Here is an 18,322-nt window from a genome sequence, read left to right as displayed (position 1 = left end):
TAGTTCAGCGTGCCTGGCCGGATGAGCGTTCGCGCAGGGCTTTGCTGACTTTCGACTGAATCTCGTAAGCCGGTGCCTCGACCGCATCGAAGTCGCGCGAGTAGCGCCGGGCGAATTCTTCCACGCCCCATTGCTGGTATTGCTGCACGTGGTGCAGTTCATGGGCCCAGAGCGCGGCGTTGTCCTGGGCATCGGCCTCGTTGCGAAAGACGATGATGTCGATCAGCGTTACGGCATTGACGTCGGGGTTCTGCAGCAGGGCATTGGCGCTGTCCAGCGCCTGTTGATCGCCGACCTTGTAGCGCGCCGCATCCAGCACCTGGAAGTCGTAGTACGGCTCAAGCTGGGCGCGGATGTGCAGGGGAATCGGCAGCACCGTACCGGCCGCCGCGGTGTCGCGTGCCTGTTGCAGGGCTAGGGCCAGGGAACTGCTGGCGATGCGTCCGAGGTCGTCGAGCACGCTACGGGCCTCGCCCGGATCGATCGGCGAGCAGATGCAACTGCCCAGGCATATTTCGTACTGGCCAGCGGGGCAGGCGGCGAGGGCGTTGAGCGGGGCGAGCAGGGCCAGACCAAGCAACAGCGGTTCAAGGACTCTCATGCAAGGCCCCGGCGAGAAACTCACGGGAGGCCTTGAGCACTTCCTGCTGGCTGGATGGGTTGGCCAGCATGCGCGCGATCACCAGTGCGCCCACGCACTGGCTGAGCAGGGCCCAGGCCAGGTCCGGGTCTTCGAGGGTGTCGGCCCAGGCTTGTTGCAGGGTGCGCAGCCAGTGTTCGGCCTCTTCACGCACCGGCAACGGCGCCTGGGCGATCTCGGCACCCAGGGCCGGGATGGCGCAACCGCCTTCGGGGTTGTGCACGTGGGCCAGGCTCAGGTAATGGTCCAGGCAGCGCTCAAGGCGCTGGCGGTTCATTGGTTGCTGGGCCATGGGGCTCAGCGACAGCTCGCGGCGCACCACTTCGGTGAACAGGTCGTCCTTGGACGGGAAGTGGTTGTAGAACGCCCCGCCAGTGAGGCCGATGGCCTTCATCAGGCCGGCGACGCCAGTGGCATTGAAGCCGCCGCGCTTGGCCAGGGCGCCGCTGCTCTCCAGCAGTTTCTGCCGGGTTTGTTCCTTGTGGGTGGTGGAGTAGCGCACGCCGACCTTCTCCGTAGCACTGACTTGACGAAGCCTGGATCATAGCATAGCGTTCGTTTACTAAATGATCGTTTACCAATGGAGGCGATGGATGACCCAGGGCAAGAAAGTGGTGTTGGTAGTAGGGGCCGGTGATGCCACCGGCGGAGCGATTGCCAAGCGTTTTGCCCGCGAGGGCTATATCGCCTGCGTGACCCGGCGCAGCGCCGACAAGCTGCAGCCGCTGGTGGACGAGATTCGTGCCGCAGGTGGCGAGGCGCATGGCTTTGCCTCCGATGCACGCAAGGAAGAGGAGGTGGCGGCGCTGGTTGAACAGATCGAAACTACCCTCGGCCCGATCGAGGCGTTCGTGTTCAACATTGGCGCCAACGTGCCGTGCAGCATTCTCGACGAGACCGCACGAAAGTACTTCAAGATCTGGGAAATGGCCTGCTTCGCCGGCTTCCTGACCAGTCAGGCCGTGGCCCGGCGCATGGTCACCCGTGAGCGCGGAACCATTCTGTTCACCGGCGCTACCGCCGGCCTGCGCGGCGCTGCCGGTTTTGCTGCGTTCGCCGGGGCCAAACATGGTATTCGCGCCCTGGCGCAGAGCATGGCCCGCGAGCTTGGGCCGCGCAATATTCATGTCGCCCATGTGGTGGTGGACGGCGCCATCGACACCGCGTTCATCCGCGACAGCTTCCCCGAGCGCTATGCGCTCAAGGAGCAGGACGGCATCCTTGACCCCGCGCACATTGCCGACAGCTACTGGTTCCTGCACGCACAGCCGCGGGATGCCTGGACCTTCGAACTCGATCTGCGGCCGTGGATGGAACGCTGGTAAGCCTCCGATAACAACAAGGACTCTGAACAATGAGCAAAACCGTCGAATTCTTCTTTGACCTGGGCAGCCCGGCCAGTTACCTGGCCTGGACCCAACTGCCGGCGCTGTGTGCCCGCCACGATGCGCAACTGCGGTACCGGCCGATGCTGCTGGGCGGGGTGTTCCTGGCCACCGGCAATGCTTCGCCAGCAATGGTGCCGGCCAAGGCGCGCTACGTGTTTGCCGATTTTCAGCGCTATGCCAAGCGCTATGGCGTGACCCTGGCGTTCCCGCCGGGCTTTCCGGTCAATACCCTGGGGCTGATGCGCGGCACCATGGCTGTGCAATTGTTTCAACCCGAGCGCTTCGAGGCTTACCTCGCTGCGCTGTTCCCGGCGATGTGGGTGCAGCAACGCAACCTGGGCGATCCGCAGGTGCTGGCAACGGTGTTGCGCGAAGCAGGCTTCGATCCCGAGCAGTATCAAGCCTGGAGCGCAGATCCGCAGGTCAAGGCGGCACTCAAGGAGGCCACGGAAGAGGCCGTGCGCCGTGGCACGTTCGGCGCACCCACGTTCTTTGTCGGTGAGCAGATGTTCTTCGGTCAGGACCGCCTGGAGTTCGTTGAAGCGGCGTTGGCTTGAATGGGTACAGTCAAGTGATACGGTATTATTTTTAGTAACTGTATGGTCGGCCTAGAGCAGGACTCCGCTAGTGTCAGTGCAGCCCACAAGAAAAATCTGGATGCCTGCCATGCTCAGCTCAATCGATCTGATAACCGCCTTCGTGCTGTTCGCCTTCGTGTCTTCGATCACCCCGGGGCCCAACAACACCATGTTGCTGGCCTCCGGGGTGAACTTTGGTGTGCGCCGTTCGATTCCGCACGCCTTGGGCATCAGTGTGGGCTTCATGGTCATGGTGCTGGCGGTGGGCTTTGGCCTGGGTGAAGTGTTCAAAGCCTATCCGCCGATCTATACCGTGCTGCGCTATGTCGGCGCGGCCTACCTACTCTACCTGGCGTGGAAAATCGCCACTTCCGGGCCCTTGTCGGTCAGCAACCCCGAGAGCCGTAAACCGCTCGGCTTCTGGGGCGCGGCAGCGTTTCAATGGGTCAACCCCAAGGCCTGGGTCATGGCGGTGGGGGCAATCACTACCTACACGCCAGCCCAGGGCTATGTCACCAACGTGATCGTCATCGCCACCGTGTTCGCCCTGGTCAACCTGCCCAGCGTGTGCGTCTGGGTGATGTTCGGCAGCGCCTTGCGTACGGTATTGCAGAACCCGCGCTGGTTAATGCTGTTCAATGTCCTGATGGCGGCGTTGCTGGTGATATCCCTTTACCCGCTGCTCTTTGTAGAATCGAGTTTTTCCTGAATGAGTGCGCTGGCACATGCAGTTGATTCCCTGGTCCCATGACACAAGTGCCGGCTTTACCTTGCGCGGCTGGCGTTCACCCGCCAGCGGCAAACCCTTGCTGCATTTTCTCCACGGTAATGGCTTTTGCTGTCTGGTCTACCAGCCAATGCTGGCGCGCCTGGCGGAACACTTCGACCTCTGGCTGTGTGATGTCCAGGGCCATGGCGACAGTGACCATGGCGGCCCGTTCCAGGGCTGGAACCGTACCGCAGAGTTGGCTATCGAGGCCTTCGAGGCGGGCCGTGGCGAATACGCCGAGGTGCCGCGCTTTGCCGTCGGCCACAGTTTTGGCGGGGTGCTGACCGGGTTGATGCTGGCGTATCGGCCGCAGTTGTTCCAGCGTGCGGTCCTGCTCGACCCGGTGCTGTTCAGCCGCTCGATGATGAGCATCATGGGCGCTGCTGCGCTGGTTGGCCTGCACCGTCGTCACGCCTTGGCGCGCAAGGCCGCAACCCGCCGCAGTCATTGGCCGGATCGTAGCGCCGCACGCGCCTCGCTGGAGGGGCGGGGGATCTTCAAGGGCTGGAACGAGCATGCGTTGCAGTCGTATATCGAGCATGCCATCGGCGACTGTGGCGAAGGCGTGGTGCTCAAGTGCAGGCCAAGCCGTGAAGTGGAGATTTTCAGTTCATTCCCGCGGCGCATGTGGGCTTCGCTGACCCGGGTGAAGACCCCGAGCCAGGTACTCTACGGCGAAACCACCTATCCCTTCGTGCCGCAGTCGGTGCAGCGCTGGGCGCAGGACAATCGACAGGTCGTTGCCGAGCAAGTGCCGGGCGGACACTGCTTCATGCAGGAAGACCCGGCGGCTTGCAGCGAGCGGGTCACGGCATTCTTGCTGCAGCAATAGGGTGATGTCGATTGCGGGGCCGGTGAGTCAGTCAGGTGATATCACTGGCCTCGAACTCTTTCGCCAGAAAGTCCAGCAAGCTGCGCACGCCCGGCAGCAACCCCCGGCGCGAGGCGAACACCGCGTGCAGCACACCGCACTCCGGTGCCCACTCAGGGGTGACCCTGACCAGTTGGCCGCTATCGAGTTCATCACGCACCACCACCAACGGCACATGAACCACGCCAACGCCAGCCACTGCTGCCTCGCGCAACATCAGCAGATCGTCGGTAACCAGTCGCGGTTGATAGCGCAGGCTGGCGCGAGCGCCATCAGGACCGACCAGCTCCCAGTGATAGTCCCGTTGCGGTTTGCCCCAGTGCAAACTCGGCAGGCTGGCAAGGTCAGCCGGTACCGGACGCGTCGGCAGGCGCTCGCGCAGCTCGGGTGAGGCCACCAGGCACTGGGTGCTGTGGGCGAGGGTTTTCATCACCAGGTCACTGCTTTCCAGCGGCGGCACGCGCACCCGCAAGGCGATGTCGATGCCTTCCTGAATCAGGTCGACCTGGCGGTTGGTGCTTTCAATGTGCAACTGCACCAACGGGCACTGGACCATGAAGCGGGTCAGCATGGCACCTACCCAGAAATCCAGCAGGGCAGTCGGGCAGCTCAGGCGCACGATGCCCTGGGGTTCGGCACGGTTGCGCTCGATCAACTCGGCGGCGCCTTCGGCTTCCACCAGCATCGCCACGCAGTGGCGGTAATAGGCCTGACCGATTTCGGTGACCGAAAAATGTCGGGTCGAGCGCTGGATCAGGCGCACACCGAGACGTTCTTCCAGCCCGGCGATACGCCGGCTGAGTTTTGACTTGGGCATGTCCAGGGCACGACCAGCAGGGGCAAAGCCACCGTGATCGACGACCTGGGCAAAGTAGTAAAGGTCGTTGAGGTCTTCCACCAGTGTTCTCCATATGGAACGCTGAAGACAGTTTAACTGATCTACCGCCGATTTCGTTGCGCTCGTATGGTTATAGCCATCCACGAGAGGAGACATCTCATGAAAAAGATCCAAGGCGTCTACAGCAGCCCCAACCCGCACTGGGTCGGCGATGGCTTCCCGGTACGCAGCCTGTTCACCTACGACAACCTGGCCCAGCACATCAGCCCGTTCCTGTTGCTCGACTATGCCGGCCCCCACGACTTCACCCCGACCACGGCGCGTCGCGGTGTCGGCCAGCACCCGCATCGCGGCTTTGAAACCGTGACCATCGTCTACCAGGGCGAACTGGAACACCGCGACTCCACCGGTGCCGGCGGCCTGATCGGTCCGGGCGATGTGCAGTGGATGACCGCGGCCAACGGCATCCTCCATGAAGAGTTCCACTCGCCGGCGTTCGCCGCCAAGGGCGGCACCCTGGAAATGGTCCAGCTGTGGGTCAACCTGCCGGCCAAGGACAAATCGGCAGCAGCCGGTTACCAGACCCTGCTCAGCAGCGACATTCCTGTCGTGCCCCTGGGCGCCGGTAGCGGCAGCCTGCGGGTAATCGCCGGTGAATTCCGTGGCCACCAGGGCCCGGCGCAGACCTTTTCGCCGATGGACGTCTGGGACCTGCAGCTCAAACCTGGCGCACCGGTGCGCCTGCCCAGCGCGGCAGGGCGCAGCACGGCATTGGTGGTGTTACGCGGCAAGCTGCTGGTCAATGGCGAGCGGGCCGTCGGCCCGGCGCAGTTGGTGCTGTTCGACCGTGCCGGTGACGAACTGTTGCTGGAAGCGCAGACCGAGGTGTCGGTGCTGCTGCTTAGCGGCGAGCCGCTGGACGAGCCGATCGTCGGTTACGGCCCGTTCGTGATGAACAGCGAGGCCGAGATTGCCGAGGCGTTTGAAGACTTCCGTGCCGGTCGTTTCGGCCAGATGAATGGGTCGGGCGGTTCTCGTCACGACAACTAGTATCAATAACCCGAAGGTCGCCCGACGGGTGGCCTTCGACCCGGCTGCGAGCACAACTTGCAGCCAGACCCCAAGGAGAATGTGTCATGAGTACATTTGCCAACGTTGCCAATTTCAATGGCCAGGTCCCGCGTATCGATCCTGATAATGCCGCGATGCTGCTGATCGACCACCAGAGTGGTCTGTTCCAGACGGTCAAGGACATGCCCATGACTGAACTGCGGGCCAACGCCATTACCCTGGCCAAGGTCGCCAGCCTGGCCAAGATCCCGGTGATTACCACGGCCTCCGTACCGCAAGGTCCCAACGGCCCGCTGATTCCGGAAATCCATGAAGCCGCGCCGCATGCCAAATATGTTGCGCGCAAAGGTGAAATCAACGCCTGGGACAATCCGGAGTTCGTCAAGGCGGTCGAGGCTACCGGCAAAAAGCAACTGATCATCGCTGGCACCATCACCAGTGTGTGCATGGCCTTCCCGAGCATCAGCGCGGTCAGTGCCGGTTACCAGGTATTTGCGGTGATCGACGCCAGCGGCACCTATTCGAAGATGGCTCAGGAAATCACCCTGTCGCGCATCATGCAGGCCGGTGTAGTACCGATGGACACCGCTGCGGTGTGCTCGGAAGTCCAGCGCACCTGGAACCGCCCGGACGCACAACAGTGGGCCGAAGCCTACAGTGCAGTATTCCCGCACTACCAACTGCTGATCGAAAGCTACCTCAAGGCGCAACAGGTCGCCAAAGAAAACGAACAACTGGATTCGGCACGCTGATCCCTCATGCCCGGTGCCACTGGGTGCCGGTCTACCCACGCAAGGAGTAATACCATGAGCAAGCCCTACGTTCGTCTGGACAAAAACAACGCTGCTGTTTTGCTGGTCGATCACCAGACCGGTCTGCTGTCGCTGGTACGCGATATCGACCCGGACAAGTTCAAGAACAACGTGCTGGCCGTTGGTGACCTGGCCAAGTATTTCAACCTGCCAACCATCCTCACCACCAGCTTTGAAACCGGCCCTAACGGCCCGCTGGTACCCGAGCTCAAGGCGCAGTTCCCGGAGGCGCCGTACATCGCCCGTCCTGGCCAGATCAACGCCTGGGACAACGAAGATTTCGTCAAGGCGGTCAAGGCCACCGGCAAGAAACAACTGATCATCGCCGGTGTGGTGACAGAAGTGTGCGTGGCCTTCCCGGCACTCTCGGCCCTGGCCGAAGGTTTTGAGGTATTCGTGGTCACTGACGCTTCGGGTACCTTCAATGCGCTGACCCGCGATTCGGCCTGGGACCGCATGTCGCAAGCCGGCGCCCAGCTGATGACCTGGTTCGGCCTGGCCTGTGAGCTGCACCGCGACTGGCGCAACGATATCGAAGGCCTGGGCACGCTGTTCTCCAACCACATCCCGGACTACCGCAACCTGATCACCAGCTACAACACCCTCACCAACGGCAAGTAACGCCGTTTCACCTGTCAGCGGCCGGGCACTTGCGTTGCCTGGCCGTTGTCGTTTCTGCCTGCTGAAATCGATACTGGCAAAGCCTGCGGCAATCGGGCGATGATCCGCCAATGAATCATGCCCCTGCCATGCACGGTTACCGGCGCAGTTTACGCCCCGACTGTTTGCTGACTTTCTGGCTGAACTACCAGCCGCCTTTGCACTGGCCGTCGCTGCTGGGATTTCTGTCTGCGCGCTGTATTGCCGGTATCGAGACGGTGCAGGCCGGGGTGTATTCGCGCAGTGTCGTCGTGGCCGGTCGCCACGCGGTGATTCAGGTCAGCAGGGCACGCGGGCATCGATTGAAGCTGACGCTTAGCGGTGTGCCGGCAGCGGCGTTACCCGGTTTGATCGCCCGGGTGCGGCGGGTGTTTGACCTGAATGCGCAACCTGCGCGGATCGAGGCGCAACTGGGCACGGATCCGTTGATGGCGAGGCTGATCGCCGTTCGGCCAGGATTGCGTGTGCCCCAGGGTTGGGACGGTTTCGAGCAGGCCATGCGTACCGTATTGGGTCAGCAGATTAGCGTAGCTGGGGCGATGACCCTGGCTGCTCGGATGGTGGCCCGCTATGGTCAGCCGTTGTCGTCGCAGGTCGCTGAAGCAGCAGGGCTGAGCCATGTGTTTCCGGTACCTGCAGCCGTGGTCGATGAGGATCTGAGTGATCTCGGCATGCCCCGTTCGCGCGCCGCGACATTGTCGACCCTGGCCCGGGCATTGCTCGCTGAACCGAATCTGTTGCGCCCGGGCGCCGACCTGGACAGCTGGGTGCAGTGCCTGTGCCAATTGCGCGGGATCGGCCCGTGGAGCGCTCAGTACCTGGCCTTGCGTCAACTGGGTGCCAGCGATGCCTTGCCGTTGGGCGACGTCGCCCTGGTCAAGGCCTTGCGCCTGCTGGAAGGGCCCGAAGTGCAACTGGCGGATCGCGCCCGGGCCTGGAGCCCATGGCGTGCTTACGCTGCCCAGCACCTGTGGGTGTCATTAAGCTGATTCAACCGGACTGGCGCCATTTAACCTCGGTAATGCCATAACGCTCGGCCAGCGGCTGACTGACTTTCTTCACCTTCTCGCGCCCGTAACGACCGATACGGCCAACCCCGGCGTCGCAACTTGCCCAATGCCAGGCCTCGGCGTTGTCCATCGTTTCGGCGCGGATGATGAATGACTTGTGATCGCCGTGCAGTTGATAGTCGATGACAAAAAGCTTTGCGTTGTTCATAGGGCTAAAAGATCCTTTCAGAACAGTGACCGAGAACATCCCTTCAATGTCTTTAGTGAGTCCTGCAAGGCTGGAAAAATTCCATCGGGTTTCAACCGTTAATGCGTTGCGCTGACGGTCAAGTGACGAGCATCCGCTGTGAATACCACCTGCTCCAGTCGATGAGCGATGCCACAGGCAAGCGAATCGTAGGCCGGGATGACTTTCTCTTCGGCCGACAGGCATTGGAAAATGTCCAGCTTGCGTTCAGCCTGGACGGTTTCCAGTTCGAAGATGCGCACATAGCGCTCCAGGTCGTTGTTCAGGCTCGACAGGTACTCGCGCAGGCGCGAATGGTCCACCGCACTCTGACTGAAGTGCCAGGTCATGGGGTGGATGAGAAAGCGCGAATGGGGCGCGGCGATGCGCTCGGCGGCGGCCAGGTAGAGGATGATGCCCATGGATTCGATGTTGCCGGCATTGACCGCACACAGTGGCACCGGCAACGACTTGAGAAAGCTGTAGAGCGAAAAGCCGAAGTTGGTGCTGCCACCGGTCGTCGACAAAAACAGCAGCAACGACGAAGCGCCCTCATCGATGGCTTGCAGGCACCGGTCGCGAAAGCGCTCGGTGGTGTCCTGATCGATCTGGCAGTGAAAATGAATGACGTACTGGGTCATCGCAGGGCCTCAAAACCGACGCACCCTCGGTGCGCCGGTTGTTCGTCCGTCAGCTACGGCCGCCACCACTTGGTTTGCGCGGCTGGTCTTTATCCATATCGGGTTTGCGGGTCTGGCTACCCGCCTGGCCGCCGGAAGCCTGGCCGCCTTTCTTGCCGGCGTCGGAGGCTTTCTGTCTGTCGTTGCTGAAGTTTCCAGGATTCGAAGTGCCTTTATTAGCCATGATTCTCTTCCTCTTTTGAATGTTTGCAAGGCGTGTGCCCTACACAAAATGGGAGATAGGCGTGGCGGGCAAAGTTTGAAAAATTTCAGCGATGCGGGACGAACGGTCGGGGTTTTCCGTTTATCTGCTCCGGGTTTGCTCGGTTGAACTTTGCCGCCACAGGCGGCTCATCTGAGGTGGCGCCCTCGGTGATTGTCACACTGCATGGAGGAAACGGCGCCGCATCAGTATTTACAATTGGCAGCGAGGACCTGCTCAGGAGACTCTGAGTGATGGGGCCCTCTGGGCGAGGATCGAGATATGTCACTGATTGGCGTTTCAAATCTTGAATTGTGCCAGCTCATGGAACAGGCATTTTTGCCCGACCGCTGTGTTGTGTCGTGCATAGACGGTGAGCACCTGACCATCCAGTTAGGGCAGGGTGACAGCCTGGATGATTGCCTGACGGTCACCGGCATTTGTGTGCATAGCCTGACCACCTGTCACGAACTGGCGGCCCTGGTCGCACAGGTGCGGGAAGAGCAACGCCTGGGGCGCAGTCACATTCCGTTTCAGCGCCAGGCTACTGCCTGAACTGTTGCTGTTGCCCGGCCTGGACTGGCCGGGCGCTGCTGTATCCGTTCGCCATCAAGGTTGATAGAGCAAGCAATAAGCGAACTCAGGTTTGCAGCAGTTGCAAGGTCCTGGGGTCGGGTTGCGCGTCATAGAACTGCTCCAGCGCGGCCTTGAACAAGGGATGATCGGGTTCGACGCTGGCAAACAAGGTGAGGCACGAGCGCAGCTTCAGATCATCGGGATGACCAAGGATTTGCACAGCGCTTTTGTCCGTGTGCTGCACGATTGCGGCGACACATTGTTCCAGGCGGGCACGTAAAACCTCATGGCGCAGATACGCACGGGCTTCGTCAGCAGATTGCAGGGCATAACGTTCGGCCATTTCGCTGTGACCCAGGCCCTCCAGTTGAGGAAAGATGAACCAGATCCAGTGGCTGGTTTTGCGCCCGGCGTGGAGTTCAGCCAGGACCCGGTCAAGGAAAGGGTCCTGGGCGTCGACGAAGCGCTGGAGGTTGAAGGGGGCTGGCATGCTGGTCTCCTGAGCGCGAGGTCGGGACGGGTTTGGCTATGATCTGCCTCGAAGCGCTGGCCTGCTATTGCAACTCAAGCTGCAACTGCAATCCGCCATCATCACAACGCCGGTGGTAGTGAACGATCCCGCGATAGGTACGACCTTCCCAGACAAACGCCACGCTATGCGAGCGCTCAAGCTTGGCCGGTACTGGCGCCCGGACTTGCATCTGCAGGCCGGGCAGGCCGTTGAGATTCAACGGCGCCACTTGCACCTGGCACTCGGCGCTATGGGCAACAGGGCCGAACAACGTGTCCTGGACAAAATCGAGCTGCAGGCAGGTTGGACACGCCGGACTGACCTTTCTCATGTCAGACACCTCCTTCAGTTCTTGCTGTGCGTGTTCTGCAGTTGCTTGGCCATTTCCAGGTGGTGCTTCAAGGTCGGCAGCGTGGTCTTGGCAAAGTGACGCAGGTCCTGCGGATCCGAGGTCGATCGGCTTTCCTCGTCGAACAGACGCACCGCCTGCTCATGGGCATCGACCTGGTGGTTGGCGTAGGCGGCATCGAACGACGCACCTTCCTGCACCTGCAGCATCATCTTGCGCGCCTTGCTGGTCAGGGCGGCATCATCTGGCACACTGAAATCATGCTGCTTGGCCAGATCGAGCAACTGCTGATTACTTTTAGTGTGATCCTTGATCATCTGCTCGGCAAACGCCTTTACCTGTGCTGATTCGGTTTTCTCCAGGGCCAGCTGGCTGGTCTGGATTTCTGCCATACCGGCACTGACCGCTTCATCGATAAAGCTGTTGTTCGAGGCCGCGTGGGCTGCAGCGCTGAGCAGGGCACACAGGCCCAGGGCAAGGCGGGTGGGGAGGTAAGTATTCATCAGCGGCTACTCCTGGCAATGAAACAGACGGCTGTTAGTTTTACGAAAGGCCCGCAGCGCCAGAGTTCAGCTTTCTTGCCCGATCCGCGGCTCTGATCGTCGGTTCCGGCAAACCTTCAGTGTGCGCTGCAGTCACACAGACAAAGAGCCGTTCAATTGCCTGCGGGAGAAGATCATGGCCAGAGCCATCTGGAAAGGTGCCATCAGTTTCGGCCTTGTCCATATTCCGGTGTCCTTGAGTTCCGCCATCAGCAGTGAGCGGATCGATTTCGACTGGCTCGACGAGCGCAGCATGGAACCGGTCGGCTACAAGCGGGTGAACAAGGTCACTGGCAAGGAGATCGCCCGCGAGCATATCGTCAAGGGCGTGGAGTACCAGAAAGGTCGCTATGTGGTGATCAGCGAAGAGGAGATTCGCCAGGCACGCCCGGCAGCGACCCAGACCATCGATATCTTTTCCTTCGTCGACAGCGACGAAATCCCTCTGCAGCAATTTGATACACCGTACTACCTGAGCCCGGATCGCCGCGGCGGCAAAGTCTATGCGTTGCTTCGGGAGACCCTGGAGAGTACCGGCAAGGTCGCTCTGGCCAAGGTAGTGCTGCATACCCAGCAGCACCTGGCACTATTGCGCCCGCTTGAAGACGCGATAGTGATGATTACCCTGCGCTGGCCGCAAGAAGTGCGCAGCCTGGGCAGCCTGGAGCTAGACAGCAGCGTGCGCGAATCAAGCCTCGACAAACGCGAGCTGGAGATGGCCAGGCGTCTGGTCGAGGACATGAGCGGCCACTGGACTGCAGAGGATTATCGCAACGACTTCAAGGACACCATCATGAGTCTGGTCGAAGAGAAAGCCAGCCAGGGCAAGATCGCCACGGTCGAGTCTCAGGACGGTGAAGGTGGGCAGAAAAGCGCCGATATCATCGACCTTACCGAACTGCTCAAGCGCAGCCTGGCCGGGCGTAAGGCACCGGCGAAAAAATCCCCCGCGGCGAAAAAGCCCACGACTACCGGTAAACCGCAGAAAAAGGCCTGACCAGCTACGCACCCTCATTCAAGTCCCAGACGACGGCGCAGGTCCTTGCTGATCGCTTGTCGCACCTTGCTATAGCCGGCCCAGGGGTCGGCGTCTTCTGCCAGGCGCTCGCCGAGGTTGCGCAGTGTCCATTGGCTGGCGCCTTTGAGCGCGGTCAGCTCTTCACGGCGAATCGGTACAGACACGGGCAAACCCTGGCGCGCTCTGATCGAGTAGGCGCAAACGGTGGTCGCGCCCTTGCTGTTGCGCAGGTAGTCGATAAAGATCCGTCCCACTCGATTCTTCGGCCCGGACACTGCCGACAAGCGCTCGGGAAACAGCCCGGCGAGGTGCTGGACGATGGCCTGGCTGAATGTCTTGACCTCGTCCCAGCTCGCGCGGCGGGTTAACGGCACGACGATATGCATGCCCTTGCCGCCACTGGTCTTGAGAAACGCCTGCAGGCCCAGTTCGTCGAGCAGCGCCAGGGTCAGCTGGGTGGCTTCGAGCATGGCTTTCCACGGCAGCGCCGGGTCCGGGTCGAGGTCGAGGATGAAACGGTCGGGCTTGTCGAAGTCCTTGGCCGTGGCATTCCAGGTGTGCAATTCGAGGGTGTTCATCTGCACCGCGCCGAGCAGGGTGGCAGCCTGGTCAATGATCATCAGCGCCTGGCCGGCTTCGGCCTTGTCGTGGCTTTCCAGGCCAGGGATGTTCAACTGCGCGGCGTTCTTCTGGAAAAACAGCTCACCGGCCAGGCCATCCGGCGCACGCACCAGGGCCACGGGCCGGCGCTTGAGGTGCGGCAGGATCCACGGCGCAACCAGGGCGTAATACTCGGCCACCTGGCGCTTGCTGATGCCGCTGCTGGCGTCGACGATTCGTGCAGGGTGGGTAAGGTGCAGGGCAGGGGTGTTCACCGGGTTTTTCACGGGTTGCTCCAGACCGATGGATCGAGCCGGCTTGTCATCGCGCAGGCCATGAAACACTGAATGGCGAACCACGCCCTCGCGAGTCATCTGCGCATAGGCAACTTCGGCCAGCAGCTGTGGCTTGAGCCAGTGCACGCCTGTGGCCTCGGCGCCACGCGGTGGATTGCCGAACTGCGCCTTGCGCACTTCCAGCGGCGCCAGGCGTTGGCGGATGTTATTGAGGGTGGTGTTGCTGAATCCTGTGCCGACTTTGCCGGCATAGCGCAGCTCACCACTGTCCGGGTCATGCAGGGCCAGCAGCAGGGCGCCGAAGGCTTCGCGCGAGCCCTTGGGGTCGGTGTAGCCGACAATCACGAACTCCTGGCGCTGCTGGCATTTGAGTTTGATCCAGTCGTTGCTGCGGCGGTTGACGTAAGGGCTGTCCAGGCGTTTGCCAATCAGGCCTTCGATGTCCATTTTGCAGGCGCTGTCGAGCAGCGACTCGACCGGCTCATTGAAGTCGGCGGAAAAACGCAGACATTCGGCATCGGCTTTTTCCAGCACCGCAGCCAGGGCCGTACGCCGTTGTTGCAATGGGCATTGGCGCAGGTCCAGGCCATTGAGAAAGGGCAGGTCGAACAGGTAATAGATGATCTGCTCATCGCGGGTTGCGTCGAAGGCGTTCTGCAGGGCCTGGAAGTCGGCCACCCCCTGTTCATTGGTCACCACCATTTCGCCGTCGAGCCAGGCCGAGCGCAGTTTCAGTCTGGCCAGGGCCTTGGCCTGGCTTGGCAGCCTGGCGGTCCAGTCATGGCCGTTGCGGGTGAACAGCCGCACTTCGCCGTCTTCGATACGGGCGAGGATGCGGTAGCCGTCGAACTTGACCTCGTAGCGCCAGTCGCCCTTGGGAGGCGACTCCACCAGGGTCGCCAGCTGCGGTTTGAGCGTGGCAGGCAGTGTGGCCTTTTGCGCGGCGGTCAATGCTTTGCTCGCGGACCTGGTTTTGCTTGTGCTTGCTTTGGGTTCGTTGCGGGTAATCAGGGTGCGTTCGCTAAGCACACTGTCGGGCTCGGCCTCGAGAATGTCGTAGTCGGCCTGCGCGCGCGCCTGGGCGTCGTCGGATTTTACCAGCAGCCACTGCTCTTTCTTGCCGGCCAGGTGCGTGCGAAACAGGTTCCAGGTTCCTGAAAGCTTCTCGCCCTGCAGGCGAAAGCGTAGCTTGCCCTTGGCGTAGGCCTTGTGCGGGTCATCTTCGGGGATCCACAGGCCACGGTCCCAGACGATCACGTCACCGGCGCCGTAATGGCCTTCGGGGATGTGCCCTTCGAAGTTGGCGTATTCCAGCGGGTGGTCTTCGACATGCACCGCCAGGCGCCGGACGCTGGGATCAAGCGACGGGCCTTTGGGAATCGCCCAGCTCTTCAGGGTGCCGTCCAGCTCCAGGCGAAAGTCATAGTGCAGGTGGCTGGCGTCGTGTTTCTGGATGCAGTACTGCAACGCATGTGCTGTCTGCTTGCCGCGGGAGGGCTTGCCGGCAGGTTCCGGCGTGGCGTCGAAATTGCGCTTGCGCGCGTAGTCCTGCAATGGTTTGGACATGGCGGTGCCCTGCGGCTTTTGTGCTTTTCCTTAGCATTGGGAAAGGCCGCAGGGGTGAGAGTTCAATCAGCTCGATATCCGCCTCTCTCGCTGGCGCAGCGCCGTCACCGTCTCACCGCCGACCCCCCAGTTATCGGTCGGCACTTCCTCGATCACCACAAAGGTCGAGGCCGGTGGCTTGTTCAGCACCTGAAACAACAGCTCGGTAGTTCCCTCGATCAGTGCGCGCTTTTGCTCGGCGCTGACGCCTTCCTGGGTGACCCGGATATGAACATAGGGCATGACGGTTTTCCTCCGATTGATTACCAGACACCTGTAGCCGAACCACCATCCACCGCCATGACGGTCCCGGTGACGAAACGCGAGTCGCTCAAGTAAAGCACAGCATCGACAACGTCCTGAGGCGTACCGATCTGTCCGGTCGGGGCCAGGGCCTTGAGTGCGTTGCGCACCTGCGGGTCATCGCCATGCAGTGGGGTATCGATGATCCCCGGTGCCACGCCATTGACCTGTACTTGCGCAGACGCCAGTTCCAGCGCCAGGGCGCGTACCGCCTGGTTCAATCCGCCCTTGATCAGTACCGGCAGCAGCGCTGGCACCTTGGTATTGGGTTGCAGGGCGATGGAGGCGGTGATGGCGATGATCTGCCCGGCGCCGTTTTGCGTCATGTGCCGTGCGGCCGCCTGGGCGGGATAAACGAAGCCTTTGAGGTTGGTGTCGACGATGGCCTCGATGTCAGTCGGGGTGTACTCGGCCACCGGCTTGGCGATGAAGATGCCGGCATTGTTGACCAGCACGTCGACCTTGCCGAAGGCTTCAATGGCCTGGGCGAACAGTCTTTCAGCCGTTTGCGGCTGGGAAATGTCGCCTTCCACCAGGAGGAAGTTTGCCGGATTGCCCAATTTATCCGCGGCGTCCTGCAAGCGCGCCAGGGTGCGGGCGTTGCCGACTACATTGTCGCCGCGCTCAAGGTAGGCTTTGGCGATGGCGAAACCCAGGCCGCTGGAAGCGCCGGTGACGATGACGGTTTTGCTGGCTTGCATGATCGATGTCTCCAAAAGGCCGGGCGGTAGGCCCGGTAGGTGGAGCTCACTGTAATTGGCAAACAGCACTTGAAAAATGCTGCGCATGGAACTTGAATAGATACTCCATGTAACTAATTGAGCGACCATGACGCGGCTTTTCGATGATTTTCAACTGGGCAGTATCGAACTGTTCTGTCTGGCGGCTGAAACCAGCAGTTTCACCGGTGCCGCAACCCAGGCCGGGATCACCCCGGCGGCGGTGAGCCGCTCGGTGGCGCGTCTGGAAGAACGGCTGGGCGTGCGTCTGTTCGTGCGCACCACCCGCCAGATGCGCCTGACTGAAGGTGGGCGCCGATACTACGAGCAATGCCGCCAGGCCCTGACGCAACTGGTCGATGCCGAGCGCGAAGTCAGCGGTTCACAGGTGGTACCGTCCGGTTTGTTGCGCATCAGCATGCCGACACCCTACGCCCATTACCGCCTGTTGCCGCGCCTGCCGCTGTTTCGTCAGCGCTATCCGCAGGTGCGGATCGATGTGCACGTCAGCAACCGCAACATCGACTTTGCCGATGAAGGCTATGACCTGGCGATCCGCGGGCGCGAACCTGCCGATTCGAACCTGATCGCCCGCCGCCTGGAGGATGCCGAGCTGGTGGTGGTGGCGACGCCCGACTACCTGCGGCGCGCGGGGACGCCAGGGACGCCGCAGGACTTGCTCGATCATCAATGCATCCAGTTCGAACTGCCCAGCAGCGGACGTCCCAGTACCTGGTCTTTTCGCGTTGACGGTAAACCGATGGAGCTGCAAACCTCAGGCAGCTACACCTGTCTGGAGGACTTTCTGGCAACTGTCACCCTGGTGAAAAGCGGGGCCGGGCTGATGCAGGCCTATCGATTCACTGTGCAACAGGAACTGGACAACGGACAGCTGGTGGAGGTACTCCGCGACTTCGGCGGTGCCTCACGACCCTTCATGCTTATCTACCCTCATGCCCGGCATGTGCCGTCGCGGGTCAGGGCAATGATCGATTTCCTGCTGCACAACGACGTCACGCATTCATCACGCCCCCAGCCATGAACCGGCAAGCCTGCTTTAATGAATCAGACCTTCGTGCCCCTGACTCACTTCACAGAGCATGCGCCCATGGAACGTCTCACTGCCAAAGACTTTGCCCCTGAACTGCTCGAACTCTATGACTACTACGCCCACGGTCAGATCAACCGCCGTGAGTTTCTCGACCGTGCAGCGGCTTTTACCCTGGCCGGGATGACCGCCAGTGCCTTGTTGGCCTCCTTGAGTCCCAACTACGCGCTGGCCCAACAAGTAGCGGCCAACGATCCGGACATCATCGCCGAATATGTCACTTACCCTTCACCCAGGGGCCATGGTCAGGTCCGTGGTTATCTGGTGCGCCCGGCCAAGGTACAGGGCAAAGTGCCGGGGGTTGTGGTGGTGCATGAAAATCGCGGCCTGAACCCCTATATCGAAGATGTTGCACGGCGTTTGGCCAAAGCCGGTTTTGTTGCCTTGGCGCCCGACGGGCTGACCTCGGTTGGCGGCTATCCGGGCGATGACGACAAGGGCCGCGCACTGCAGGAAAAGGTCGACCCGCAAAAGCTGATGAATGACTTCTTCGCCGCCATCGAATGGTTGATGAAGAACGATCACACCACCGGCAAGGTCGGTATCACCGGCTTCTGCTACGGCGGTGGGGTGGCCAACGCGGCGGCGGTGGCCTATCCGGAGCTGGGGGCGGCGGTGTCTTTCTACGGACGTCAGCCGGACACCAAGGATGTCGCGAAGATCAAGGCACCGGTGTTGTTGCATTACGGCGAGCTGGACACCCGCATCAATGAGGGCTGGCCAGCCTATGAGCGAGCGCTGAAGGCGACGGGCAAGACCTTCGAAGCCTATTTTTATCCCGGCGCCAATCACGGCTTTCACAACGACACCACGCCGCGCTACGACGAAGCGGCGGCGAAGCTGGCCTGGGAGCGGACCCTGGATTGGTTCCGGCGCTACCTGGCATAGCGGCTGGCAGCTACACATCCGGATACAGTCGACGCTTTGCCAAGCCCTCATCGTTCTGCTGG

24 protein-coding genes are annotated in these 18,322 nt (G+C 61.4%); 12 read left to right on the top strand and 12 right to left on the bottom strand.

Annotation, left to right across the window (positions count from 1 at the left end; translation table 11 throughout):
- Positions 1-4: 4 nt before the first annotated feature.
- Positions 5-601, bottom strand: a complete 597-nt coding sequence (locus AC07OF_RS10860; protein WP_461528891.1) for an eCIS core domain-containing protein — start codon at positions 599-601, stop codon at positions 5-7.
- Entirely contained in the window at positions 588-1,142 is a 555-nt protein-coding gene (locus AC07OF_RS10855; RefSeq protein ID WP_038611600.1) for a TetR/AcrR family transcriptional regulator, read from the bottom strand. Before AC07OF_RS10855 ends, AC07OF_RS10860 begins: the two co-directional genes overlap by 14 nt.
- A gap of 91 nt (positions 1,143-1,233) precedes the next feature.
- Here AC07OF_RS10855 and AC07OF_RS10850 point away from each other — a divergent pair, with 91 nt between their 5' ends.
- From AC07OF_RS10850 to AC07OF_RS10835, 4 genes are all read left to right on the top strand, one after another.
- Positions 1,234-1,965 (top strand): SDR family oxidoreductase, encoded by a 732-nt coding sequence (locus AC07OF_RS10850; protein WP_038611598.1) that lies wholly within the window; start codon positions 1,234-1,236, stop codon positions 1,963-1,965.
- 29 nt (positions 1,966-1,994) lie between these two features.
- Complete coding sequence (locus AC07OF_RS10845; RefSeq protein WP_495072870.1) at positions 1,995-2,585, top strand: 2-hydroxychromene-2-carboxylate isomerase; 591 nt, start codon at positions 1,995-1,997, stop codon at positions 2,583-2,585.
- 100 nt (positions 2,586-2,685) lie between these two features.
- Positions 2,686-3,315, top strand: coding sequence for a LysE family translocator (locus AC07OF_RS10840; protein ID WP_174446942.1), 630 nt, complete (start codon positions 2,686-2,688; stop codon positions 3,313-3,315).
- A 16-nt stretch (positions 3,316-3,331) separates the two neighbouring features.
- Positions 3,332-4,207 (top strand): alpha/beta fold hydrolase, encoded by an 876-nt coding sequence (locus AC07OF_RS10835; RefSeq protein ID WP_157192886.1) that lies wholly within the window; start codon positions 3,332-3,334, stop codon positions 4,205-4,207.
- Between the two features lie 31 nt (positions 4,208-4,238).
- Here AC07OF_RS10835 and AC07OF_RS10830 read toward each other — a convergent pair whose 3' ends face one another.
- Complete coding sequence (locus AC07OF_RS10830) at positions 4,239-5,147, bottom strand: LysR family transcriptional regulator (protein ID WP_232478273.1); 909 nt, start codon at positions 5,145-5,147, stop codon at positions 4,239-4,241.
- A 96-nt stretch (positions 5,148-5,243) separates the two neighbouring features.
- Between AC07OF_RS10830 and AC07OF_RS10825 the strand changes: the two genes are divergently transcribed.
- The 4 genes from AC07OF_RS10825 to AC07OF_RS10810 all read left to right on the top strand — a co-directional run bounded on the left by AC07OF_RS10825 (position 5,244) and on the right by AC07OF_RS10810 (position 8,616).
- On the top strand, positions 5,244-6,134 hold the full coding sequence (locus AC07OF_RS10825) for a pirin family protein (RefSeq protein WP_342622361.1): 891 nt from the start codon (positions 5,244-5,246) through the stop codon (positions 6,132-6,134).
- Positions 6,135-6,220: 86 nt separating this feature from the next.
- Positions 6,221-6,907: a hydrolase gene (locus AC07OF_RS10820; protein ID WP_038611578.1), complete on the top strand. Its 687-nt coding sequence runs from the start codon at positions 6,221-6,223 to the stop codon at positions 6,905-6,907.
- A 54-nt stretch (positions 6,908-6,961) separates the two neighbouring features.
- On the top strand, positions 6,962-7,588 hold the full coding sequence (ycaC, locus tag AC07OF_RS10815; protein WP_038611574.1) for an isochorismate family cysteine hydrolase YcaC: 627 nt from the start codon (positions 6,962-6,964) through the stop codon (positions 7,586-7,588).
- 110 nt (positions 7,589-7,698) lie between these two features.
- The gene (locus tag AC07OF_RS10810) at positions 7,699-8,616 is read left to right on the top strand and encodes a DNA-3-methyladenine glycosylase family protein (RefSeq protein ID WP_495072869.1); all 918 of its coding nucleotides are present in this window, start codon (positions 7,699-7,701) and stop codon (positions 8,614-8,616) included.
- Position 8,617: 1 nt separating this feature from the next.
- Here the strand turns inward: AC07OF_RS10810 and AC07OF_RS10805 are convergent, their stop codons facing one another.
- The 3 genes from AC07OF_RS10805 to AC07OF_RS10795 all read right to left on the bottom strand — a co-directional run bounded on the left by AC07OF_RS10805 (position 8,618) and on the right by AC07OF_RS10795 (position 9,727).
- Positions 8,618-8,845 (bottom strand): DUF6555 family protein, encoded by a 228-nt coding sequence (locus AC07OF_RS10805; RefSeq protein WP_157192882.1) that lies wholly within the window; start codon positions 8,843-8,845, stop codon positions 8,618-8,620.
- Between the two features lie 98 nt (positions 8,846-8,943).
- Positions 8,944-9,504: an ATP-dependent Clp protease proteolytic subunit gene (locus AC07OF_RS10800; RefSeq protein ID WP_157192881.1), complete on the bottom strand. Its 561-nt coding sequence runs from the start codon at positions 9,502-9,504 to the stop codon at positions 8,944-8,946.
- 49 nt (positions 9,505-9,553) lie between these two features.
- Positions 9,554-9,727, bottom strand: a complete 174-nt coding sequence (locus AC07OF_RS10795) for a KGG domain-containing protein (protein ID WP_157192880.1) — start codon at positions 9,725-9,727, stop codon at positions 9,554-9,556.
- Between the two features lie 300 nt (positions 9,728-10,027).
- On the opposite strand from AC07OF_RS10795, the gene AC07OF_RS10790 reads away from it, so the two are divergent.
- Positions 10,028-10,300: a DUF1652 domain-containing protein gene (locus AC07OF_RS10790; RefSeq protein ID WP_157192879.1), complete on the top strand. Its 273-nt coding sequence runs from the start codon at positions 10,028-10,030 to the stop codon at positions 10,298-10,300.
- An 85-nt stretch (positions 10,301-10,385) separates the two neighbouring features.
- Here AC07OF_RS10790 and AC07OF_RS10785 read toward each other — a convergent pair whose 3' ends face one another.
- From AC07OF_RS10785 to AC07OF_RS10775, 3 genes are all read right to left on the bottom strand, one after another.
- Positions 10,386-10,811 (bottom strand): DUF1810 domain-containing protein, encoded by a 426-nt coding sequence (locus tag AC07OF_RS10785; protein ID WP_157192878.1) that lies wholly within the window; start codon positions 10,809-10,811, stop codon positions 10,386-10,388.
- Positions 10,812-10,875: 64 nt separating this feature from the next.
- A complete protein-coding gene (locus AC07OF_RS10780; RefSeq protein WP_157192877.1) occupies positions 10,876-11,163 on the bottom strand; it encodes a hypothetical protein in 288 nt (95 codons plus the stop codon).
- Between the two features lie 14 nt (positions 11,164-11,177).
- Positions 11,178-11,684 carry a DUF4142 domain-containing protein gene (locus AC07OF_RS10775; RefSeq protein WP_157192876.1) on the bottom strand — a complete coding sequence of 169 codons (507 nt, stop codon included), beginning with the start codon at positions 11,682-11,684 and terminating at the stop codon, positions 11,178-11,180.
- Between the two features lie 175 nt (positions 11,685-11,859).
- Between AC07OF_RS10775 and ku the strand changes: the two genes are divergently transcribed.
- Entirely contained in the window at positions 11,860-12,720 is an 861-nt protein-coding gene (ku, locus tag AC07OF_RS10770; RefSeq protein ID WP_495072868.1) for a non-homologous end joining protein Ku, read from the top strand.
- A 14-nt stretch (positions 12,721-12,734) separates the two neighbouring features.
- Here the strand turns inward: ku and ligD are convergent, their stop codons facing one another.
- The 3 genes from ligD to AC07OF_RS10755 all read right to left on the bottom strand — a co-directional run bounded on the left by ligD (position 12,735) and on the right by AC07OF_RS10755 (position 16,246).
- The gene (gene ligD / locus AC07OF_RS10765; RefSeq protein ID WP_495072867.1) at positions 12,735-15,203 is read right to left on the bottom strand and encodes a DNA ligase D; all 2,469 of its coding nucleotides are present in this window, start codon (positions 15,201-15,203) and stop codon (positions 12,735-12,737) included.
- Positions 15,204-15,269: 66 nt separating this feature from the next.
- The gene (locus AC07OF_RS10760; protein WP_157192873.1) at positions 15,270-15,485 is read right to left on the bottom strand and encodes a tautomerase family protein; all 216 of its coding nucleotides are present in this window, start codon (positions 15,483-15,485) and stop codon (positions 15,270-15,272) included.
- A gap of 20 nt (positions 15,486-15,505) precedes the next feature.
- A complete protein-coding gene (locus tag AC07OF_RS10755) occupies positions 15,506-16,246 on the bottom strand; it encodes an SDR family NAD(P)-dependent oxidoreductase (RefSeq protein ID WP_495072866.1) in 741 nt (246 codons plus the stop codon).
- A 127-nt stretch (positions 16,247-16,373) separates the two neighbouring features.
- On the opposite strand from AC07OF_RS10755, the gene AC07OF_RS10750 reads away from it, so the two are divergent.
- Both AC07OF_RS10750 and yghX read left to right on the top strand, forming a co-directional pair.
- The gene (locus tag AC07OF_RS10750) at positions 16,374-17,306 is read left to right on the top strand and encodes a LysR family transcriptional regulator (protein ID WP_476446927.1); all 933 of its coding nucleotides are present in this window, start codon (positions 16,374-16,376) and stop codon (positions 17,304-17,306) included.
- A gap of 66 nt (positions 17,307-17,372) precedes the next feature.
- Positions 17,373-18,260, top strand: coding sequence for a YghX family hydrolase (yghX, locus tag AC07OF_RS10745; RefSeq protein ID WP_157192870.1), 888 nt, complete (start codon positions 17,373-17,375; stop codon positions 18,258-18,260).
- The last annotated feature ends 62 nt before the right edge of the window (positions 18,261-18,322 follow it).

The sequence above is a fragment of the Pseudomonas sp. GW821-FHT10B02 genome, from assembly GCF_059415665.1.
Note: the sequence above shows the minus strand (reverse complement) of the source record. Positions and strands in the feature narration are given on the sequence as shown.

Excerpts from the sequence above, each read along its gene's own strand:
- ycaC (WP_038611574.1), top strand. The coding sequence starts at position 6,962 with ATGAGCAAGCCCTACGTTCGTCTGGACAAAAACAACGCTGCTGTTTTG.
- AC07OF_RS10845 (WP_495072870.1), top strand. The coding sequence starts at position 1,995 with ATGAGCAAAACCGTCGAATTCTTCTTTGACCTGGGCAGCCCGGCCAGT.
- yghX (WP_157192870.1), top strand. The coding sequence starts at position 17,373 with ATGGAACGTCTCACTGCCAAAGACTTTGCCCCTGAACTGCTCGAACTC.
- AC07OF_RS10835 (WP_157192886.1), top strand. The coding sequence starts at position 3,332 with ATGCAGTTGATTCCCTGGTCCCATGACACAAGTGCCGGCTTTACCTTG.
- AC07OF_RS10825 (WP_342622361.1), top strand. The coding sequence starts at position 5,244 with ATGAAAAAGATCCAAGGCGTCTACAGCAGCCCCAACCCGCACTGGGTC.
- AC07OF_RS10800 (WP_157192881.1), bottom strand. The coding sequence starts at position 9,504 with ATGACCCAGTACGTCATTCATTTTCACTGCCAGATCGATCAGGACACC.
- AC07OF_RS10760 (WP_157192873.1), bottom strand. The coding sequence starts at position 15,485 with ATGCCCTATGTTCATATCCGGGTCACCCAGGAAGGCGTCAGCGCCGAG.
- AC07OF_RS10820 (WP_038611578.1), top strand. The coding sequence starts at position 6,221 with ATGAGTACATTTGCCAACGTTGCCAATTTCAATGGCCAGGTCCCGCGT.
- AC07OF_RS10775 (WP_157192876.1), bottom strand. The coding sequence starts at position 11,684 with ATGAATACTTACCTCCCCACCCGCCTTGCCCTGGGCCTGTGTGCCCTG.
- AC07OF_RS10795 (WP_157192880.1), bottom strand. The coding sequence starts at position 9,727 with ATGGCTAATAAAGGCACTTCGAATCCTGGAAACTTCAGCAACGACAGA.
- AC07OF_RS10805 (WP_157192882.1), bottom strand. The coding sequence starts at position 8,845 with ATGAACAACGCAAAGCTTTTTGTCATCGACTATCAACTGCACGGCGAT.
- AC07OF_RS10790 (WP_157192879.1), top strand. The coding sequence starts at position 10,028 with ATGTCACTGATTGGCGTTTCAAATCTTGAATTGTGCCAGCTCATGGAA.
- ligD (WP_495072867.1), bottom strand. The coding sequence starts at position 15,203 with ATGTCCAAACCATTGCAGGACTACGCGCGCAAGCGCAATTTCGACGCC.
- ku (WP_495072868.1), top strand. The coding sequence starts at position 11,860 with ATGGCCAGAGCCATCTGGAAAGGTGCCATCAGTTTCGGCCTTGTCCAT.
- AC07OF_RS10755 (WP_495072866.1), bottom strand. The coding sequence starts at position 16,246 with ATGCAAGCCAGCAAAACCGTCATCGTCACCGGCGCTTCCAGCGGCCTG.
- AC07OF_RS10780 (WP_157192877.1), bottom strand. The coding sequence starts at position 11,163 with ATGAGAAAGGTCAGTCCGGCGTGTCCAACCTGCCTGCAGCTCGATTTT.
- AC07OF_RS10850 (WP_038611598.1), top strand. The coding sequence starts at position 1,234 with ATGACCCAGGGCAAGAAAGTGGTGTTGGTAGTAGGGGCCGGTGATGCC.
- AC07OF_RS10785 (WP_157192878.1), bottom strand. The coding sequence starts at position 10,811 with ATGCCAGCCCCCTTCAACCTCCAGCGCTTCGTCGACGCCCAGGACCCT.
- AC07OF_RS10860 (WP_461528891.1), bottom strand. The coding sequence starts at position 601 with ATGAGAGTCCTTGAACCGCTGTTGCTTGGTCTGGCCCTGCTCGCCCCG.
- AC07OF_RS10840 (WP_174446942.1), top strand. The coding sequence starts at position 2,686 with ATGCCTGCCATGCTCAGCTCAATCGATCTGATAACCGCCTTCGTGCTG.
- AC07OF_RS10810 (WP_495072869.1), top strand. The coding sequence starts at position 7,699 with ATGAATCATGCCCCTGCCATGCACGGTTACCGGCGCAGTTTACGCCCC.
- AC07OF_RS10750 (WP_476446927.1), top strand. The coding sequence starts at position 16,374 with ATGACGCGGCTTTTCGATGATTTTCAACTGGGCAGTATCGAACTGTTC.